Here is a 19,567-nt window from a genome sequence, read left to right as displayed (position 1 = left end):
AGTCGTGCAGTTAACTGACTGCGAATAAAATTGGAGGTTTATAATATTGCTATAATCTGTATTTTCAAACACTTCTGTTTTGAGTTACTCTACAATTATTAAATCTTTTTGTGCGTACATTATGGACTCTCCTTTTAATACCATAGGCCTAATTGGCAAACCTAATCACCCGGGAGCCGCTGCTACCCTTCAGCGCTTACATACATTTTTACTTGCGCTTGGTTTTGAGGTAATAGTAGAAAAACGTACAGGGAGTCAATTAGACGATATCCCGCATGACAAACTTGTTAAGTTAGTCGACTTAGGAGAACAAGCCGATTTAGCTATTGTTGTTGGCGGTGACGGTAACATGCTTGGTGCTGCACGCGTGCTTGCGCGCTTTAACATTGCTGTAATTGGAGTAAATAGAGGTAACCTTGGCTTTTTAACTGATTTAAACCCTGAAGGGTTTGAAGCGAGCTTAGAGCAAGTCCTCAGTGGTGAGTACCTTGAAGAAAAACGCTTTTTATTAGAAGTAGAAGTATATCGCCACAATGAATTAAAGAGTGCAAACTCAGCCGTTAACGAAGCGGTACTCCATGCCGATAAAGTAGCGCATATGATTGAGTTTGAAGCTTTTATAAATAATGACTTTGTGTTTTCTCAGCGCTCTGACGGTTTAATAGTATCAACCCCTACTGGCTCTACGGCATATTCACTTTCAGGTGGCGGGCCAATTTTAACGCCAGAGCTAAATGCAATATCGTTAGTGCCTATGTTTCCTCATACCTTATCTAGTAGACCTTTAGTGGTCGATGCCGATAACGAAGTACGCTTAAAGCTAAGCCTAGAAAATACAGATAGCCTACAGGTAAGTTGCGACAGCCATGTTGTGCTTGCCGTATTACCCGGCGATGAGGTAGTAATTAAAAAAGCGGATAAACAACTGCGCTTAATTCATCCAAAAAATTACTCGTACTACAACGTTTTACGTACAAAATTAAATTGGGGTAGTCGTTTGTACTAATTTTATTGCCAAATTTAGTACTATAAAGCAAAATGGCGGCTTAAAATAATAATCAAATAATTTAGGAACGAGTAGCAATGACTTATGTAGTATTCTTTGCTTTACTGCTATTAATTACACTTTTATACAGTTACCTCAAAATTGAGAGTAATCGCAAAAAAGCAATCGAAGCTAGAAAAAAACTATTTAATGAACGGGTTTCGCATGTAAATTCACGCCTTAAAGCAAAGCTTAATGATCTTCTTGATGCTAAAATAATTCGCCCAAAATACGTTCCTCGTATTCAAGCTATTGTAAATAATTTTTTTGTTGTGCAATCGCATACAGACGAGAATTTGCAACAACTTGAAGATACCGCTGACCTACTAATTAATACGTTGTCCAACGAGTTAATTAAAACTAATCAAACGAATATAATCCAGCCATTGATTGATAATATACAGTACTTTGTATCTGAGTTACCTCAGCAAGGAATTTTATACAATAAGAGTTTTTACCTAAATACTTTACCTCCACTTATCGGGCTACTTAAAACCGAAGACATTATACAAGCTACTGATATTGTTGATGATCAAATTGATACCTCCCCAAAAACTTCTGATACACAATTTACTCAAGATGTAAGCGTTGCATAAATAATAAAAAATTAATTTGCAAAAAACCAAAACACTGTATAAATTAACAGTTAATTGACTGGATGGATAAACAGTATGTTAATTGGTTTAGAAGTTAAAAATTTTGCAATTGTTAGTAATTTAAGCACAGAATGGCGCAGCGGTATGACCGCGATCACTGGCGAGACAGGTGCTGGTAAATCTATTGCTATTGATGCGCTATCATTATGTTTAGGTGAACGAGCTGAAGCATCAGCAGTGCGCCCAAGCTCTGATAAAGCAGAAGTATGCGCTCAATTTGACCTAACAGATTTACCGCTAGCTCAATCGTTTTTAGAGCAACATATGCTAAACAATGACGATAATGAATGTTTATTACGTCGTGTTGTTTGCAAAAATGGACGCAGTAAAAGCTATATTAATGGCAGTGCCGTTACCGCATCACAATTAAAAGAACTTGGTCAATATTTAATATCTATTCATGGACAACATGCCCACCAACACTTATTAAAAGCTGAGCATCAGTTACAGCTTTTAGATGCCTATGCAGGGCATCACCACTTAGTAAATGATGTAAATAACAACTATAAACAGTTTGCTAACTTACAAAAAGAATTTAAACATTTAGAGCAACAACAGCAGCAACAAGCAGCGCAAAAACAATTGTTAGAATACCAAGTTGCAGAGCTCGATGAGTTTGCCTTACAAGAAGGTGAGTTTGATTTAATTGAGGCCGAGCATTACAAACTTAGTAACAGCCAAACAATATTAGAATCGTGCCAACGTGAATTACAATACTTATATGAAAGTGATGAACAAAATGCTTGTTCAATGCTGCAGCACAGTGCCCAACAATTCGCTGAGCTGGCTCAATACGACGAAAGCTTAGCCGGCGTAGCAGCGCTCCTTAGTGAAGCCGCAGTACAAGTTGAAGAAGCAAGCCGTGAAGTTCGAAATTATACTGAGCAAGCAGATTTAGATCCTGCTCGTTTAGGTGAAGTAGAAAATAGACTAAGCGGTGCGATGGATTTAGCGCGTAAGCATCACATAAAACCACAGCAGCTTGTTGAGTTTCATCAATCGATTGCTCAGGAGCTTGAGTCAATAAGTAATAATAGTAATCGTCTGGAGCAACTAGAGTCAGAAATAGAAAGCGCGTTAATTAGTTATAAGCAAGCTGCCGATGAACTAAGTAAAAGTCGCTATGAGTATGCTAATACACTTAACACACTAATAAGTGAAAGCATGGCTAATTTATCGATGGAAAACGGTGTATTTGAAATAGCTTTAACTCAAGAGAGTAGCCGCGCACCTAATAGCTTAGGGTACGATAATGTGTCGTTTTTAGTATCAACTAATCCGGGGCAACCACTTCAGCCGTTAGCTAAAGTAGCCTCAGGTGGTGAGCTTTCGCGAATTAGCCTTGCTATACAGGTAATTATTGCCCAAAAAGTAACAACCCCAACGCTTATTTTTGATGAAGTTGATGTAGGTATTTCTGGCCCTACAGCATCAGCCGTAGGCAAACTATTGCGCCAGTTAGGTAAGTCTACTCAAGTGATTTGTGTTACCCATTTACCGCAAGTTGCTAGTAGCGCACACCAACAATTTTTTGTAGCTAAAGAAATAGCACAAGGCGAAACGTTCACTCATATGCTGCCTTTGAATAAAGATGGTCGTATTAATGAAATAGCTCGCTTACTTGGTGGTGATAATATCAGTAAAACAGCTAAAGCGAATGCTAAAGAACTAATAATGGCCCATGCCTAACATTGGTTAATAGAGCTTTGAAGGATTAAATAATGCACAGTACTTTAGTTAATTTTTGTATCATTTTAAGTTGGTTTTTATTAGCGCTAAGCAGCTGTTTAATTATTTTTAGTAAATATAAGCATACTTACTTTAAACAGCGTTTACTGAGGTTTTTAAATAGCTTTTTAGTTCTTCAGATAATCGCTGTAGCCTATTACTTTACTAGCGAAAAAATAAATAACCTAAGTGACTTAGGCATAAGTTATTGGCTATTAATTACAATGCAGATTGTCTGTAATGCAATGTGTTACATGAGCGTAAAGCGCAGAAAGGCTAAAATAAAGCCATCACTTGATTCGTTTTCAATGGATTAAAGTAGATAAACTTTTAAGAAGAACACGTTCTGTTTTTACCTTGCGCTTTTGCTTTATAAAGTAGTTCATCAGCACGCTTGATATCAAGATCAATTGAGCGTTCGGCACTTGCAGAGATAACACCAATACTTAGCGTAATATTGGTACTATCTGAAAATAAGCTCACAACTGAAGCTTTAAGGGTGTTGTGGATTTTTTCTGCAACTTGCTCCCCCTGCTCAACTGTTGCATCTGGAATAACAATTAAAAACTCCTCTCCGCCCCAACGTGATGCAATCGCATTTTTTGGAATACTTTTATCAAAGGTTTTAGCTAACTGAATAAGTGCTTCATCGCCAAAATCATGGCCGAATTGATCATTAATCTTTTTAAAATTATCTACATCAGCTAATAAAATTACAAAAGGAGTATGATTATCTTTCAGCTCACTTTTGAAAGCCACAAGCTTATTCATGGTATAGCGACGGTTTGGCAGGTTGGTGAGTGGATCTATAGTTGCTAAAAATTCATTCTTTTGACTCAAAGCAATTATTTTACTGCTGTATTTTTCTCTTGAAAACTCGTAGTAGCCACTCAGCGACGCGACAATTATAAAAGCGAGTATAATTCTGATAGGAAACTGTTCCGGACTATAGTCATATATATTGAATGTATCAGCGCAGTAAAAGCCTAAAACAATCGCTAATAAAAACAAAATTATATCAAATGTACCTCGCTTAAGTCCGCGTATTGAATAAGTAACAGGAGACACTATGAATATCCATATAGGCCCTGTTCCTTGTGCTCCACCAGTGAGGACTAGGTAAAACATTAGTGCATAAAGGTTGTATAAAATTACAGTGCCTGACTTCTCTACTCCCCTACTTATGCTAAATGCCAATAAATAAACAAACGAAGAAACCACCAAGGTACACGCTAATAAATAACTGCTATTAATAAATGCTAAGCTAGCCATAGAAAACGTTGCTATAAACCCTATTGAAGAGAAGAATCGAACAATGAGTTTCCTTTCCGACTTGTTTGAATATTCGTACATAATTTCTATTTATTTTATTAATATATAAAAGCTTACTTGTAGACAAAAAGTAAGCAAACCGTAAACAGCGTGCGATAATGAACCAACTTTATATTTAAATCAACTCTTAAGATTAGTTATTTCGGGTTGATAAAAGCGAATACTTTAACCATTACTTAGCTTTGTTAGGGATAATGCAATAATATTAAGAGTTAAAAAATAAATAAGTTTACTTTTTTATTCCCGCACTACCCGCACTAATAGTACTGAGTAATAGTAGTGATATAACACACGTAGTTAAAGATGGTATTAACGGTGCTGTATATATGTATTGAGCCAAGCAACCAATCAATTAACTCTTCAAATCAAAGTATTTATACAACGATGCAAACAAGAGTTATAGCATATTAAGCAACAAAAGAAGCTACAGATTATGGCCAAATAACGTTAGCTAGTACTACTGAAAATCCAAAAAACTCGAGTTGCTATAAGTAAATGCCTGCCCCCTTGAGTTGGTTAAGTAAAGCGTAAAGTTTGATGTATGAATTAACCCTCAAGGCTGCTTAATAGATGCCCTAAGCATCCGTATTTAGCTCGAAACAAGCTCACCCACACTAAAGCATAATAATCCCTCTTGGTAGTTACACTAAAGGTAAAAGCTCAAGGTGTCGCTAAAGAAAGCTATGCTACAGGTGATATTAATATAATACCGTTTGTGGCTAACTACGTTGACATTACATTCGAATAAAACAATAAAAAAAGCAAGCCAGTTGGCTTGCTTCTTATTTATTTTATTAATACGAACAATTAAACTTTTAAGTAATCCATAATACCTTCTGCAGCATTACGTCCTTCAAAAATAGCGGTTACCACTAAATCTGAACCACGCACAATATCGCCACCAGCAAATATTTTAGGGTTCGTTGTTTGATGTGTAAATTCACCCTGTTCTGGTGCATTAATGCCGCCCCAGTGATTTATTTCTACATCGTATTTTTCTAACCAATCCATTTTGTGAGGCTGGAAACCAAATGCCATAATAACTTGGTCAGCTTCTATCACATGCTCTGAACCAGGTACTTCTTCAGCACGACTTCTGCCATTTGCGTCAGGTTCGCCTAATTTAGTTTTAACCATTCTAACGCCAGTTACTTTACCTTTATCGTTCAATACAATGCCTTTAGGCTGAACGTTATAGGTAAATATAACGCCTTCTTCTTTGGCGTTTTTAACTTCACGTTTAGAACCAGGCATATTTTCTTTATCACGACGATAAGCACACGTTACTTTTGCAGCATTTTGACGAATAGACGTACGCACACAGTCCATCGCTGTATCACCACCACCAAGTACAACTACTTTTTGGTTAGCCATATCAATACACGGCTGCTTAGTCTCGTCATAGCCCATTACACGGTTAGTGTTACCAATCAAGAACGGGAGTGCATCGTGAACACCTGGTGCATCTTCATTTTCAAGACCTGCACGCATACTTTGATACGTACCAACTCCTAAAAATACGGCGTCGTAATCAGCTAAAATTTGATCAAGCGTAATATCAACACCTACTTCAACATTTAACTTAAACTCCACGCCCATTTCAGTGAAAATTTCACGGCGCTTTTGCATCACTTCTTTTTCAAGTTTAAAAGAAGGAATACCAAACGTGAGTAGTCCGCCAATTTCTGGGTGACGATCAAACACCACTGGTTTTACGCCGTTACGAACTAAAATATCAGCACACCCTAAACCAGCTGGGCCTGCACCAATAATAGCTACTTTTTTGTCGGTCCAAGTTACATAAGACATATCAGGCTTCCAGCCCATTTTAAATGCCTCATCGGTAATGTATTTTTCAATATTACCAATTGTAACCGCACCAAACTCTTCATCTAATGTACACGAGCCTTCACACAAGCGGTCTTGTGGGCAAACGCGGCCACACACTTCTGGTAAACTGTTTGTACGATGTGAAAGCTCAGCTGCCTCTATAATACGACCTGTGCGTATTAACTTTAACCATTGTGGAATGTAGTTATGTACTGGGCACTTCCACTCACAATACGGGTTACCACAATCTAAACAACGATCAGCTTGTGAGTTAACCTGATTCTCTGAAAAGGGTTCGTAAATTTCTACGAAAGATTTTTTACGTGACGAGATTGGTTTTTTGCGTGGGTCTACACGCTGCACGTCTATAAATTGATATACATTTTCGCTCATACTGCCCCCTTATTGCGCCTGAACACGTAGTTCGGCACTACTGCGAGCGCGATGCCCGAGTAAACTTTTTACGTCGCTTGATTTTGGTTTTACTAATTTGAACATCGGTAAGTACAGTTCAAAGTTAGCTAAAATGCTTTCAGCTCTGCACGAACCCGTAAGCTCTAAATGCTCAGCAATTAAGCCGCGTAAATGCTCTTGATGTGACGTTAATTCGTCTAGTGTTACTATTTCTACAAGCTCTGGATTAATGCGTTTTTCAAAATCATTTCGCTCATCTAAAATATAAGCAAAACCACCAGTCATGCCCGCGCCAAAGTTAACACCTACATTACCAAGTACACACACAACGCCACCGGTCATGTATTCACAACCGTTGTCACCTACACCTTCAACAACCGCTTGCACACCTGAGTTACGAACTGCAAAGCGCTCACCGGCACAACCCGCTGCAAAAAGTTTTCCGCCTGTAGCGCCGTACAAACATGTGTTTCCAGCAATGGTTGCTTTATGACTTTCAAAAGATGAGCCAAGTGGTGGACGAATAACTAACTTACCGCCTGCCATGCCTTTACCTACGTAATCGTTAGCATCACCAACCAATGTCATTTCAAGACCACCGGCATTCCAAACACCAAACGATTGACCCGCCGTACCGTGTAATTCAATTGCTACGGGGTCTGCCGCCATACCTTGATTACCGTGTTTATCAGCAATATAACCCGAAAGCATTGCACCTACAGAGCGGTCAGTATTACAAATACGACTCACAAGCGAGATACCGCTTGACGTATCAATTGCCTCTTGCGCTTTAGCTAATAAACTTTCGTTTAACTTACCTAGATAATGCGAACTGTTAGGCGCACTACAATAAAGCGTTTCGCCAGTTGGGTTGTTCGGCTGAGCAATAACAGACGATAAATCAATTTTCTTCTGCTTTGCAGTTTTGCCTTCAATTTCTTCTAATAAATCTAAACGGCCAATTAAGTCAGTTAAATTTGCAACGCCTAGGCTAGCCATAATTTCACGCGCTTCTTGCGCTATAAACTTAAAGTAGTTCATCGCCATTTCTGGTAAGCCGTGATAATGCTTTTGACGAAGTGTTTCGTCTTGTGTTGCAACACCGGTCGCACAGTTATTTAAGTGACAAATACGTAAGTATTTACACCCAAGGGCAACCATTGGACCAGTACCAAAACCAAAGCTTTCAGCACCTAAAATTGCCGCTTTAATAATATCTAAACCTGTTTTTAAGCCACCATCTGTTTGCAGGCGAATGCGATGACGAAGGCCATTTTCAACTAGTGCTTGCTGTGTTTCAGCAAGTCCAAGCTCCCATGGGCTACCCGCATATTTAACAGAAGTAAGTGGGCTTGCGCCTGTACCGCCATCGTAGCCAGAAATAGTAATTAAATCGGCATATGCTTTAGCAACACCTGTTGCAATGGTTCCCACACCTGGCTCTGAAACAAGTTTTACAGAAATAAGTGCTTTAGGGTTTACTTGTTTTAAATCGAAAATTAGCTGTGCTAAATCTTCAATTGAGTAAATATCGTGATGCGGTGGTGGCGAAATTAACGTAACACCTGGTACCGAATAACGAAGCTTAGCAATATACGGCGTTACTTTTTCACCTGGTAATTGTCCACCTTCGCCTGGTTTTGCACCTTGCGCTACTTTAATTTGAATAACGTCAGCACTGCGTAAGTAATGAGGCGTTACACCAAATCGACCTGAAGCGACTTGCTTAATACGCGAGTTTTTTTCTGTACCATAACGCAGTTTATCTTCACCGCCTTCACCCGAGTTTGAACAACCACCTAAGCGGTTCATTGCAATTGCTAGCGCTTCATGCGCTTCTGGTGATAACGCACCAATACTCATTGCTGCTGAGTCAAAACGCTTGTATAGGTTTTCTGCAGACTCTACTTCATCAATGCTTATACCTTGCTCAGGTAATTTAAGCGCTAACATATCGCGCAAAGTCGCAATTGGACGATTATTAACTAAATCAGCGTACGCACTGTAGTCTTTATAATCACCTGAGCGAACCGCTTTTTGCAGTGTTTGAATAACATCTGGATTATAAGCATGATACTCACCACCGTGAACGTACTTAAATAAACCACCGTGGCTTAATAATTTACGCTTACTTAAAGCAAGTTTGTGCAAACTTTGCTGATCGTCATCAAAGTCGGTAAAACATGCACCTTGTATGCGACTTGCAACGCCTTTAAAGCACATTTCAATAATCGCATCAGATAATCCCACCGCTTCAAACAACATTGAACAACGATAAGACGCAACCGTACTTATGCCCATTTTAGACATAATTTTGTACAAGCCTTTATTAATGGCTTTACGATAAGCAAGGGTCACTTCGCAATACGACTTATCAATAATTTTGCTGTCGCTCATCGCAACTAGCGATTCATACGCAAGGTATGGATAAATTGCCGTAGCACCAAAACCTAATAGCACAGCAAATTGGTGCGCATCTCGCACGCTGCCAGTTTCAATGATAATATTTGATTCACAGCGCAAGTTGTTATCAACTAAGCGTTTTTGTACCGCACCTACAGCCATAGCTGCTGGAATTGGTAAATTTATTTCATCAAAGTTACGGTCAGTTAAAATAAGCATGATACAGCCCGCAGCTGCTTTTTCTTGTGCTTGGTCACAAATACGCGTAACCGCGTTTTCTAAACCCTCTTCAACTGTGTAGGTAATATCAATTTTACAGTAGCTGTAGTGCGCTTCATCAGCATTTAATAGCTGCTGCATATCTGCGTACATTAAAATTGGTGTATCAAACTGTAGGCGCTTAGCGTGGCCCGTTGTTTCGTTAAATACGTTTTGCTCACTACCAATACAGGTTGCAAGCGACATTACATGGTTTTCACGTAGTGGATCGATAGGTGGATTTGTTACTTGCGCAAATTTTTGGCGGAAGTAATCATAAAGTGAACGATGCCCTTCACTAAGCACAGCAAATGGCGTGTCATCACCCATTGAGCCTGTCGCTTCTTGGCCGTTTTCACCCATTACACGAATAACGCTATCAAGCTCTTCGTTGGTATAACCAAACATTTTTTGATATTTAGCTAGCGTTTCGTCATCAAATGAGCGATTACCAGCGTCTTGCTCAGTAAGTTCTTCAAATGGAACTAAACGTTTAACGTTTTCTTCAAGCCATGACTTGTAAGGATGGCGAGATTTTAAATCTTGATCGATTTCATCCGAGTGCCAGATTTTGCCAAGTTTAGTATCAATAACTAATAATTCACCTGGACCAACACGGCCTTTTTCAACCACTTCATCGGCAGTGTAATCCCAAATACCCACTTCTGATGCAAGCGTAATAAAACCATCTTGTGTAATTACATAACGTGCTGGGCGAAGTCCATTACGGTCAAGGTTACACGCCGCAAAACGACCATCCGACATAACAATACCTGCCGGGCCATCCCATGGTTCCATATGCATAGAGTTAAAGTCGTAAAATGCACGTAAATCGTCGTCCATTGCACGGTTTTTCTGCCATGCAGGCGGCACGAGCATACGCATAGCGCGGAATAAATCCATGCCGCCAGCTAAAAATAGCTCAAGCATATTATCTAGGCTTGATGAATCAGAACCGGTTTCGTTTACAAACGGCGCTGCGCTTTGTAAATCAGGAATAAGCGGTGACGCAAATTTATAAGAACGTGCGCGTGCCCACTGGCGGTTACCTTCAATAGTATTAATTTCACCATTGTGTGCTAAATAGCGGAAAGGTTGAGCTAAAGGCCAACGCGGCTGAGTATTAGTAGAAAAGCGCTGATGGAAAACACAAATTGCACTCGTCATACGAATATCAGCTAAATCTAGGTAAAAATTAGGTAAATCCGCAGGCATCATTAAGCCTTTATAGATAGTTACCAAACCAGATAGACTTGCGATATAGAAAGCTTCATCATCAACAATGCGCTTTTCAGCGCGGCGGCGTGCTACATATAAGCGACGCTCTAAGTCTTTAGAACGCCAACCTTCTGGCGCGCTAACAAAAATTTGTTCAAAACCTGGTAATTGCTGTACAGCAATAGGACCCAACATAGATGGGTCGGTTGGTACAACACGCCAACCTAAAATATTTAGCGTTTCTTTTTCTAATTCTTCGCTAAGTATTTGTTTTGCAGCTTGTGCTAAAACAGGGTCTGAATTTAAAAATATCATACCCACTGCGTAGTTTTTGCCTAAGTGCCAATTATGTTCACTGGCAATTGCACGGAAAAAGCTATCTGGTTTTTGTAATAATAAACCACAGCCATCACCTGTTTTACCATCGGCAGATATACCGCCACGGTGCTGCATGCGATCAAGCCCCGTAATAGCAGTACGAATAAGCCTATGACTAGCTTGACCATTAACTTGGGCTATTAAGCCAAAGCCACAATTTTCTTTTTCTAACTTTGAGTCGTATAACATAGACCCCTCCCCTTGCTGCACTGTTAGCGTGGATGAACTGCTCGACGATTTGCTAACAGACGGACAAAACTAGCCTCTATCTTAAATAGAGTCAATAGCACTTTGAATACATATTCACATTCTTGAATATTTCTCACTTCATAGCAAGATTTCTTTTTATCATTATTTTTAACATTTAGCGTTATTTTAACCACTATTTTTTCATGACACTGGTGTCAAGTTTAACATATTGTAAAAAACACAAGCGCTCAAAGTCGCAGCTTACGTAAACGTAAAGGCAAGCAAAAGTGAATAAGTATTCAATAAATGAAGAGCTATTCAGTTAACATTTAGATAGTTTTATGCTATTTCATTACTTTAATGGCTTAACATCCCCGATTATTGCTGCTCATTAGTATAGTTATGAAAGTTCATGTCCTTTTTTGTACATTAATAGTGAATTTTTATTTAAAGCGGTGTCCGATGCGGACATAAAAACTGTCCGCGGACATCATTTTCAAAAAAAAAAATAAAAAGTACTTTAATATCAATGTGATAGTAGTTGGCATATTAATCGTATAGTTTTACATATAATCGCTAATTGGAATTACCATGTTTACTCTAAGCTTATTTTTGCTCTCTCCTATTGCCGCCATTTGCACAGCAGCTTTATTACTGCTGTGCGAAAAATACATAAAAGCAATGTAGGGGGAATTAAATGATTAAAGATACCAGCGCACAAGACGTACAAGTAAAGGCACCTATAAGCTATAAAAAATACGCGATAATCACTGCGATTGTTTTCATTGTGGTCTCTACAGTTGCTTATATTTTTTTAACTAACCATAGCGCTAAAAGCTCTATTAGCCGCTCAAAAGTACAGGTTGCAAAAGTACATGTTAAAGCGCTCATTCGAGATATTGCCGCCAGTGGTAAAATTGTTGCTGCTAATGCTCCTAAAATCTACAGTCCAGAACGTGGATTTATAGATTTAAAAGTAAAGGCCGGCGATACAGTAAAGCAAGGGGGCACACTTGCTCTGCTGCAAAGCCCTGAGTTAACTAACGAATTAAAGCAACAGGAGTCTGTACTTAAACGACTACAAGGCGAGCAGCAAAGGCAGCATTTGCAAGCAAGACGCCAAACACTCACTTTAAATAAAACACTTGATATGGCACAAGTTGAGCTTAACGCCGCTGAGCGCGAAAATCGCCGGGCGCAGTTATCAATACAAAAGCACTTAATTAGCCAAATTGATCTTGAAAAAGCAGTTGATGATTTATCACGTGCAAAGCTCACATATAAGCATGCACAACAAGAGGTATTGCTTGCCAAAGACACGCTCGCCTTTGAACTACAAGCAGCTAAAAGTGATGTAACCCGCCAGCAACTTATTGTTGATGATTTAATCAGAAAAGTAAGCAACCTATCTATTAAGGCTTCCGTTACAGGGATCGTGGGTAACCTATTAGTGCAACAAAAAGCCGCAGTGACGCAAAGCCAACCTCTTATGACTCTCGTCGACTTAAGTAATTTCGAAGCGGAACTTCAAGTACCTGAAAGTTACGCCAACGAATTAGGACTCGGTATGGAAGTAGAGCTTAAGTTAGGCAATGAAACAGTGATGGGGAATTTATCCGCAATATCACCAGAAGTTAATAATCGTGAAGTAACAGCACGCGTCCGATTTAAAGGTGTTACTAACAACATCCGTCAAAACCAACGCTTAACTGCACGTATTTTACTCGACAACCGAGAAGGTGTAATGCAGGTAAAACGCGGCGCTTTTATGCAGCAAGGCGGAATTTTTGCTTATAAGGTAGAAGGCAATATTGCAAAGCGTATACCTATTACAATCGGCGCCACCAGCATTAATGCGGTTGAACTTTTAAGCGGTGTTAAAGAAAACGATGAAATTATTATTTCAAGCTACAGCGACTTTAAGCAAGCCGATACGATTTTATTAAATTAAACAGACGTTCTCAACCAACGCTAAAAATAATTAGGAACAACCATGTTACAAATGAACAATGTAAGTAAAGTATACCAAACAGAAATGGTACAAACCCATGCGCTTCGAGACTTTAACCTGCAAGTAAAGGAAGGCGAATTTATTGCTGTTACCGGTCCTAGCGGCTCAGGAAAAACAACCTTTTTAAATATTGCAGGTATGCTCGAGCCTTTTAACGAAGGTGAGTACCTGTTAGATGGCGTTAATGTTGGCAGCCTAAACGATAACCAACGTGCTGATTTACGGAATCAAAAAATTGGCTTCATATTCCAAGGCTTTAATTTGATCCCCGATTTAAATTTATATGAAAACATAGAAGTTCCTCTTCGCTATAGAGGGATTAAAGCAAATGAGCGAAAACGTCGAATTGAGCAATGCCTTGAACAAGTTGGTTTAGCATCTCGCGCTAAACACTTACCTCAGCAACTCTCCGGTGGCCAGCAACAACGTGTGGCAATAGCTCGTGCGCTTGCTGGTGAACCTCGTTTTTTACTTGCCGATGAGCCAACAGGTAACCTTGACAGCTTAATGGCTCGCCAAGTTATGGAGTTACTTGAGCAAATAAATCGCGACGGTGCCACTATAATAATGGTAACGCATGATAGCGAATTAGCCCGCCGTGCTCCGCGTAATATTCAAGTAGTTGATGGGCAACTTGCCGACTTTACACTTTATCAAGGCGCGCAAACTATAAAAACAGCATCGGGGGTTTAACTAATGTTTATTCATTATTTAGATTTAAGTTGGCGCAGCTTCAAGCGCACCCCACTGGTTAGCTTTTTAATGGTACTGGCCATTGCGATAGGTATAGGCATAACAATGACCAGCCTTAGTGTTTATCACATGATGTCGGCCGATCCTATCCCAGAAAAAAGCAGCCAACTTTACAGTGTGCAATTACAAATAATGGACGATGGTAGTACGTGGTGGACAGAAGATAACATGCCACTGCAATTGACCTACCAAGATGCAGAGAACTTATTAAACGCACCCACGCCAGAGAAAAAAGTGGCTATGATGCGTACCGGCTTTTCAGTTTATCTAGACTCCGACAAAATAAAACCTTTTATAGGTAATGCTCGCATGACAACGCCTGACTTTTTTAGCATGTTTAATTTGTCATTTTTATACGGAGGGGCTTGGAGCAAAGAGCAAGAAGACTCTGCCGCACCTGTGGTTGTTATTACCCAAGAGATAAACGATAAACTATTTGCAGGAAAAAACTCTGTCGGAGAACTGATTTATTTAGATGATGCAAGCTATCAAGTAGTTGGTGTTATTAACCATTGGCCTCTCAATATTAAATATTATGATTTAAATAACGGTGCATTTAATCAAGTAGAAGAGTTATTTATGCCCTTTAACTTAATAAAGACAAAAGAGCTAGTAAGTTGGGGCAATAGCAATGGATGGAAACACGAAAACACACCAACCTTTGCAGATAAACTGCAATCTGAGCAAGTATGGATTCAGTTTTGGGCAGAGCTAAATACGCTTGAACAAAAACAAGCCTATCAAAATTACTTATTAGCCTATATGCAAGAACAACAAAAACGTGGTCGATTTAATCGTAAAGAACTTGAGTATAAACTTCGCGATGTAAACCAATGGATGCAATACAACAACGTCGTCACCGAAGACAATAAAATTTTAGTGGGCCTGAGCTTTATGTTCTTAGGTGTCTGCTTAGCCAATATTTTAGGTTTACTTTTAGCTAAGTTTTTACGCAGAGCGCCAGAAGTAGGTGTAAGACGCGCATTAGGTGCTAGTAAATGGCAAATATTTTTACAGCACTTAGTTGAGGTCGCCATGCTTGGCTTTATAGGTGGCATGCTAGGAATTGTACTAGCACAACTTGGCTTAATGGGCGTAGGGCAAAGCTACGACTACTATGAAAACTTAGCGACAATGGATTTAACCATGCTATTGAGCGCCCCATTGATTGCAATTACAACCTGCATTTTAGCTGGTTTGTACCCAGCTTGGTTAGTGTGTAAAACCAATCCTGCTATTTATCTTAAGAGCCAATAAGGAATGTCACAATGTTAGAAATAAAACCTATATTTAACGCCTTATGCCGCTCAAAGGTGGGCGCTGTATTACTGCTAATTCAAATTGCAATTACCACAGCTATCGTCAGTAATGCTGCATTTATCATTCAAGATAGAATTAGTTATTTAAACCAAGAAACGGGCTACCCTGAACAAGATATATTTAAGTTTAATGTAATGACCTTTGGTACTGATATTAACTTAAGCCAGCAGTTTGAGCTTGATGAAAGCATGCTTAGAAAAATGCCAGGCGTAGTTGATGCCGCATTAAGCAGTAGTATTCCGCTATCAGGGGGGGGCAGCGCTTCGAGCTTTAATTTAAAACCTGCTCCACAAGAAGGCCTAAGTGTCAGGACCGCTTATATTTTTATAGATGACCACGCAATTAATACCTACGGCGTTAACTTAATTGCAGGGCGAAACTTTACCGAAGATGAAGTGCTCGTTACAAACGAAATTACACAAAAGCGTACCAACGTCACTATAGTCACTAAAGCCTTACTTGATGAGCTCTACCCTGATGGAGATGGTTTAGGGAAAATAGTTTATTTTGGCGACCTACCACTTAAAGTTATTGGCGTGATCGGAAAAATGAAAGGCCCGTGGCTCAAAGACAGTAAACCCGATAATCTTGCATTTATTCCTTATATTAAAGCAGCAAGTTATGCACAAGTTGCCGTTCGTACTAAGCCTGGTCAGCGAGCAGCTGTAATGAAAGAAATAGAAAATGCTATGCTCGAAAATTACAGCAAACGCGTTATTAACAACATTAAAGGGCTTGATGAATTAAAAAATGAGTATACCGCTCAAGATCGCCTTATGATGCGCATGCTCATAGTATTAATCACTATTTTAGTACTTATAACCGCTCTCGGTATTTTTGGCTTAACCTTATTTAATATTAGCAAACGTACTAAGCAAATTGGTACACGCAGAGCACTTGGCGCAAGAAAGTCAGCTATTGTTAGCTACTTTTTAGTAGAAAATGCATTAATTTGTAGCCTAGGTTTAGCCTTAGGTGTAGTAACAGCAATACTACTTGGGAAAATGTTAATGCAGTATTTTTCTGTAGCCGCACTACCGCCAAGTTATATAGCCGTTACCGCCATTGCCGTATTTTTAATGAGTTTACTTGCAGTATTAGCGCCGGCCAAACGCGCTGCCAATATTTCGCCCAGTATCGCAACTCGCACTATTTAATAATATGTAAATCACTATGCTACACTGCTTAGTAAGGCAGTGTAGCCATTAAAAAATTATAAAAATAACCTATGACTCATAAAATACTCATTGTTGATGATAACCAAGCAGTACTCGACGCACTTTCATTGTTGCTCGAGATCCACGACTTTTCGGTAGTCACTGCAACAAATCCATTTGATGCTCTGCAAATAGTTCGCTATCAACGAATTGAGCTTGTAATTCAAGACATGAACTTTACCAGCGACACCACCTCTGGCGAAGAAGGTAAAGCGTTGTTTTATGAACTACGAGAAATAAACCCACACCTACCTATTATACTTATTACAGCCTGGACCGAACTTGCCACCGCCATTGAGCTTGTAAAAGCAGGTGCTGCTGATTACTTACCAAAACCCTGGGATGATGCAAAACTACTAGTTTGTATCAGTAATTTAATAGAGCTAGGCAGTGCTAAAAAAATAATGGCGACGCATAATCGCCATCAACAAGAACGTGAAGGTACATTTAAAAATGCAGACCTTGCTGGGCTAATATTTAAAAGTACTGCGATGGAACGACTGGTTACTATGGCGCTTCAAGTGGCTAAATCTGATATATCTGCATTAATTACAGGCCCTAATGGGAGTGGTAAAGAGTGTATTGCGCATATTATTCAAAAAAACTCCCCGCTTGTATCGCAACCTTTTATTAAGGTAAACGCCGGTGCACTACCACAAGAACTTATAGAGGCCGAACTTTTTGGCGCTGAAGCCGGTGCATATACGGGGATAACCAAACAACGTATTGGTCGATTTGAAGCAGCTGATGGCGGTACGTTATTTTTAGATGAAATTGGTAATTTACCACTTTCAGGACAAATAAAATTACTACGCGTACTACAAACCGGCGAGTTTGAACGTTTAGGCTCAACACAAACACGAAAGGTAAATGTGCGGGTTATATCGGCCACTAACGAAAACTTACTACAAGCAATTCAACAAGGTCGATTTAGGGAAGACTTATATTATCGCCTTAATGTAATTGAGCTCAATGTGCCTGCCCTAAGCGAAAGACAAGATGATGTTTTAGCACTTATTAGCCATTTTTTACCTCACCGAGAGCTGACTATAAACACAGAGCAAGCACTTCAACACTACAAATGGCCAGGTAACGTTCGAGAGCTAGAAAACGCTTGTAAGCGTGTAGCGGTACTAAAACCTACAGGTGCGCTTAAAGTCGATGACTTTGCACTATCGTCACCGGTCACTGCTCAACAAGAAGCAAAAGCAGAGCCGACCAAACAGGAAATAGAACACGCAATGCGCGCTCATCAAGGTGTTATAGCCAAAGTCGCCCGTGAATTTGGTTTAAGCCGACAAGCACTTTACAGGCGGTTACAAAAAATGGGTATTGATTATTAATGCCAAACATTATTAACCACTTTACCCTAAGCCAAAAGGTTGTATTAATTTGCGGGCTTTGTAGCGCGCTGCCTGTTGTTATTATTGCCGCGCTAAGTGGCTTTGATATTTACTACACTCTGTTTTTAATATTACTAACGCTTACATTTAGCACTCTGCTTTCAAGAACTCTCACCAAGCCAATAAAGCTTGGCATGCAATCGCTTGAAACCGGATTACTTAATTTTAAAGATGGTGAGCTCTCCAGCTTACTAGCGTATAAAAGTAATGATGAACTTGGAAAACTATGCCAACTTTATAATCAAACCGCAAAACAGCTTCGCCAAGAAAAACAATGGATTTACCAGCGCGAGTTAATGCTTGATAAAGTATTGCAAAGCTCGCCGCAAGCGTTATTGCTGGTCAATGATAATAATACGGTGGTATTTAGTAATTTAATTAGCCGTAGTTTATTTAATAGCGCAACTCGCCTTGAAGGTATGCAACTAAGTAAATTACTCGAAAATTCGCCTCTGCAATTAGTAGCAGCTATAGAGCACGGTATTGATGGCCTCTTTAATATAGAAATAGAGAATCAAGACTCGCAAACTTGGCATTTAGCCACTGGGGAGTTTTTACTCAATAATCAAAAGCATCATTTATATATATTTAAACAGTTAACCCGTGAACTTAGTCGCCAAGAAGTTGCGGTGTGGAAAAAAGTAATACGCATTATTAGCCACGAATTAAATAATTCACTCGGCCCTATGTCATCCATGCTACACAGCGCACAATTGCTCGCAAATAAAGTTGAAGAGCCTCGTCTTGCCCGTGTATTTGCAACTATTGATGAGCGAATTAGTCACTTAACTGAATTTGTACAAGGCTATGGCAAGTTTGCTAAATTACCGCAGCCACAAAAAACGCGAGTTAACTGGCAAAACACCCTCAATAATTTAAAAAACCACTGGCAATTTAGCTACGAAATAAAAAATTCACACAATGAATTACAAGCTGATCAAACACAACTCGAGCAGCTGCTGATAAACTTATTAAAAAATTCACACGAGTCAGGCTCCAACGCCAATGAAATACATATTCAGGTCGAGTTTGTACCCCAAGCATGTGTTATAAATGTGAGTGACTGCGGCAAAGGAATGAGCGAGCAAGTAATGGTAAATGCTTTAGTGCCCTTTTATTCTACAAAAAGTACGGGGAGTGGTTTAGGGCTAGCTTTATGCAGAGAAATAGCAGAAGCGCACCAAGGGCATATAAGTTTACATAACAAAATAGAGGGCGGCTTAAACGTACAAGTGAGCCTTCCTTATTCATAAATTTACACAAATTAAAAACAACAAAGCCACTTAAAAAGCTGTCTCTTATACACAAATCCCTGCTAAGAAATTAGCGGGGATTTTTTTGAACTAAATCTCAATGTCATGATCAGATCTTCAAATCTTGTTTGAGGGCACATTATGATTAACGAACATACT

At 39.4% G+C, this 19,567-nt stretch carries 13 protein-coding genes; 10 read left to right on the top strand and 3 right to left on the bottom strand.

Annotation, left to right across the window (positions count from 1 at the left end; translation table 11 throughout):
- Positions 1-121: 121 nt before the first annotated feature.
- The 4 genes from nadK (at position 122) to H5159_RS18425 (ending at position 3,746) form a co-directional block, all read left to right on the top strand.
- On the top strand, positions 122-1,006 hold the full coding sequence (gene nadK, locus H5159_RS18440; protein ID WP_004335384.1) for an NAD(+) kinase: 885 nt from the start codon (positions 122-124) through the stop codon (positions 1,004-1,006).
- 77 nt (positions 1,007-1,083) lie between these two features.
- Complete coding sequence (locus H5159_RS18435) at positions 1,084-1,641, top strand: hypothetical protein (protein WP_024597393.1); 558 nt, start codon at positions 1,084-1,086, stop codon at positions 1,639-1,641.
- Positions 1,642-1,716: 75 nt separating this feature from the next.
- Positions 1,717-3,390: a DNA repair protein RecN gene (gene recN / locus H5159_RS18430; RefSeq protein ID WP_182711572.1), complete on the top strand. Its 1,674-nt coding sequence runs from the start codon at positions 1,717-1,719 to the stop codon at positions 3,388-3,390.
- Positions 3,391-3,422: 32 nt separating this feature from the next.
- Positions 3,423-3,746 (top strand): hypothetical protein, encoded by a 324-nt coding sequence (locus H5159_RS18425; RefSeq protein ID WP_182715811.1) that lies wholly within the window; start codon positions 3,423-3,425, stop codon positions 3,744-3,746.
- 13 nt (positions 3,747-3,759) lie between these two features.
- On the opposite strand, the gene H5159_RS18420 is transcribed toward H5159_RS18425, so the two are convergent.
- The 3 genes from H5159_RS18420 to gltB form a co-directional block, all read right to left on the bottom strand.
- Positions 3,760-4,782 (bottom strand): GGDEF domain-containing protein, encoded by a 1,023-nt coding sequence (locus H5159_RS18420; protein WP_335680954.1) that lies wholly within the window; start codon positions 4,780-4,782, stop codon positions 3,760-3,762.
- A 786-nt stretch (positions 4,783-5,568) separates the two neighbouring features.
- Positions 5,569-6,984 (bottom strand): FAD-dependent oxidoreductase, encoded by a 1,416-nt coding sequence (locus tag H5159_RS18415; protein WP_004335378.1) that lies wholly within the window; start codon positions 6,982-6,984, stop codon positions 5,569-5,571.
- A gap of 9 nt (positions 6,985-6,993) precedes the next feature.
- Positions 6,994-11,451: a glutamate synthase large subunit gene (gltB, locus tag H5159_RS18410; protein WP_004335377.1), complete on the bottom strand. Its 4,458-nt coding sequence runs from the start codon at positions 11,449-11,451 to the stop codon at positions 6,994-6,996.
- A 697-nt stretch (positions 11,452-12,148) separates the two neighbouring features.
- Between gltB and H5159_RS18405 the strand changes: the two genes are divergently transcribed.
- The 6 genes from H5159_RS18405 (at position 12,149) to H5159_RS18380 (ending at position 19,408) form a co-directional block, all read left to right on the top strand.
- Positions 12,149-13,402, top strand: coding sequence for an efflux RND transporter periplasmic adaptor subunit (locus tag H5159_RS18405; protein ID WP_182780811.1), 1,254 nt, complete (start codon positions 12,149-12,151; stop codon positions 13,400-13,402).
- Positions 13,403-13,444: 42 nt separating this feature from the next.
- Positions 13,445-14,155 (top strand): ABC transporter ATP-binding protein, encoded by a 711-nt coding sequence (locus H5159_RS18400; RefSeq protein ID WP_182780810.1) that lies wholly within the window; start codon positions 13,445-13,447, stop codon positions 14,153-14,155.
- Between the two features lie 3 nt (positions 14,156-14,158).
- Positions 14,159-15,472, top strand: a complete 1,314-nt coding sequence (locus tag H5159_RS18395; protein ID WP_182780809.1) for an ABC transporter permease — start codon at positions 14,159-14,161, stop codon at positions 15,470-15,472.
- An 11-nt stretch (positions 15,473-15,483) separates the two neighbouring features.
- Complete coding sequence (locus tag H5159_RS18390; protein ID WP_182673517.1) at positions 15,484-16,692, top strand: ABC transporter permease; 1,209 nt, start codon at positions 15,484-15,486, stop codon at positions 16,690-16,692.
- A 71-nt stretch (positions 16,693-16,763) separates the two neighbouring features.
- Entirely contained in the window at positions 16,764-18,095 is a 1,332-nt protein-coding gene (locus tag H5159_RS18385; RefSeq protein ID WP_182733687.1) for a sigma-54 dependent transcriptional regulator, read from the top strand.
- Positions 18,095-19,408: a PAS domain-containing sensor histidine kinase gene (locus tag H5159_RS18380; protein WP_182780808.1), complete on the top strand. Its 1,314-nt coding sequence runs from the start codon at positions 18,095-18,097 to the stop codon at positions 19,406-19,408. Before H5159_RS18385 ends, H5159_RS18380 begins: the two co-directional genes overlap by 1 nt.
- The last annotated feature ends 159 nt before the right edge of the window (positions 19,409-19,567 follow it).

The sequence above is a fragment of the Pseudoalteromonas sp. SG43-1 genome (genome assembly GCF_014164415.1).
GTDB classification, from domain to species: Bacteria; Pseudomonadota; Gammaproteobacteria; order Enterobacterales; family Alteromonadaceae; genus Pseudoalteromonas; species Pseudoalteromonas distincta.
Note: the sequence above shows the minus strand (reverse complement) of the source record. Positions and strands in the feature narration are given on the sequence as shown.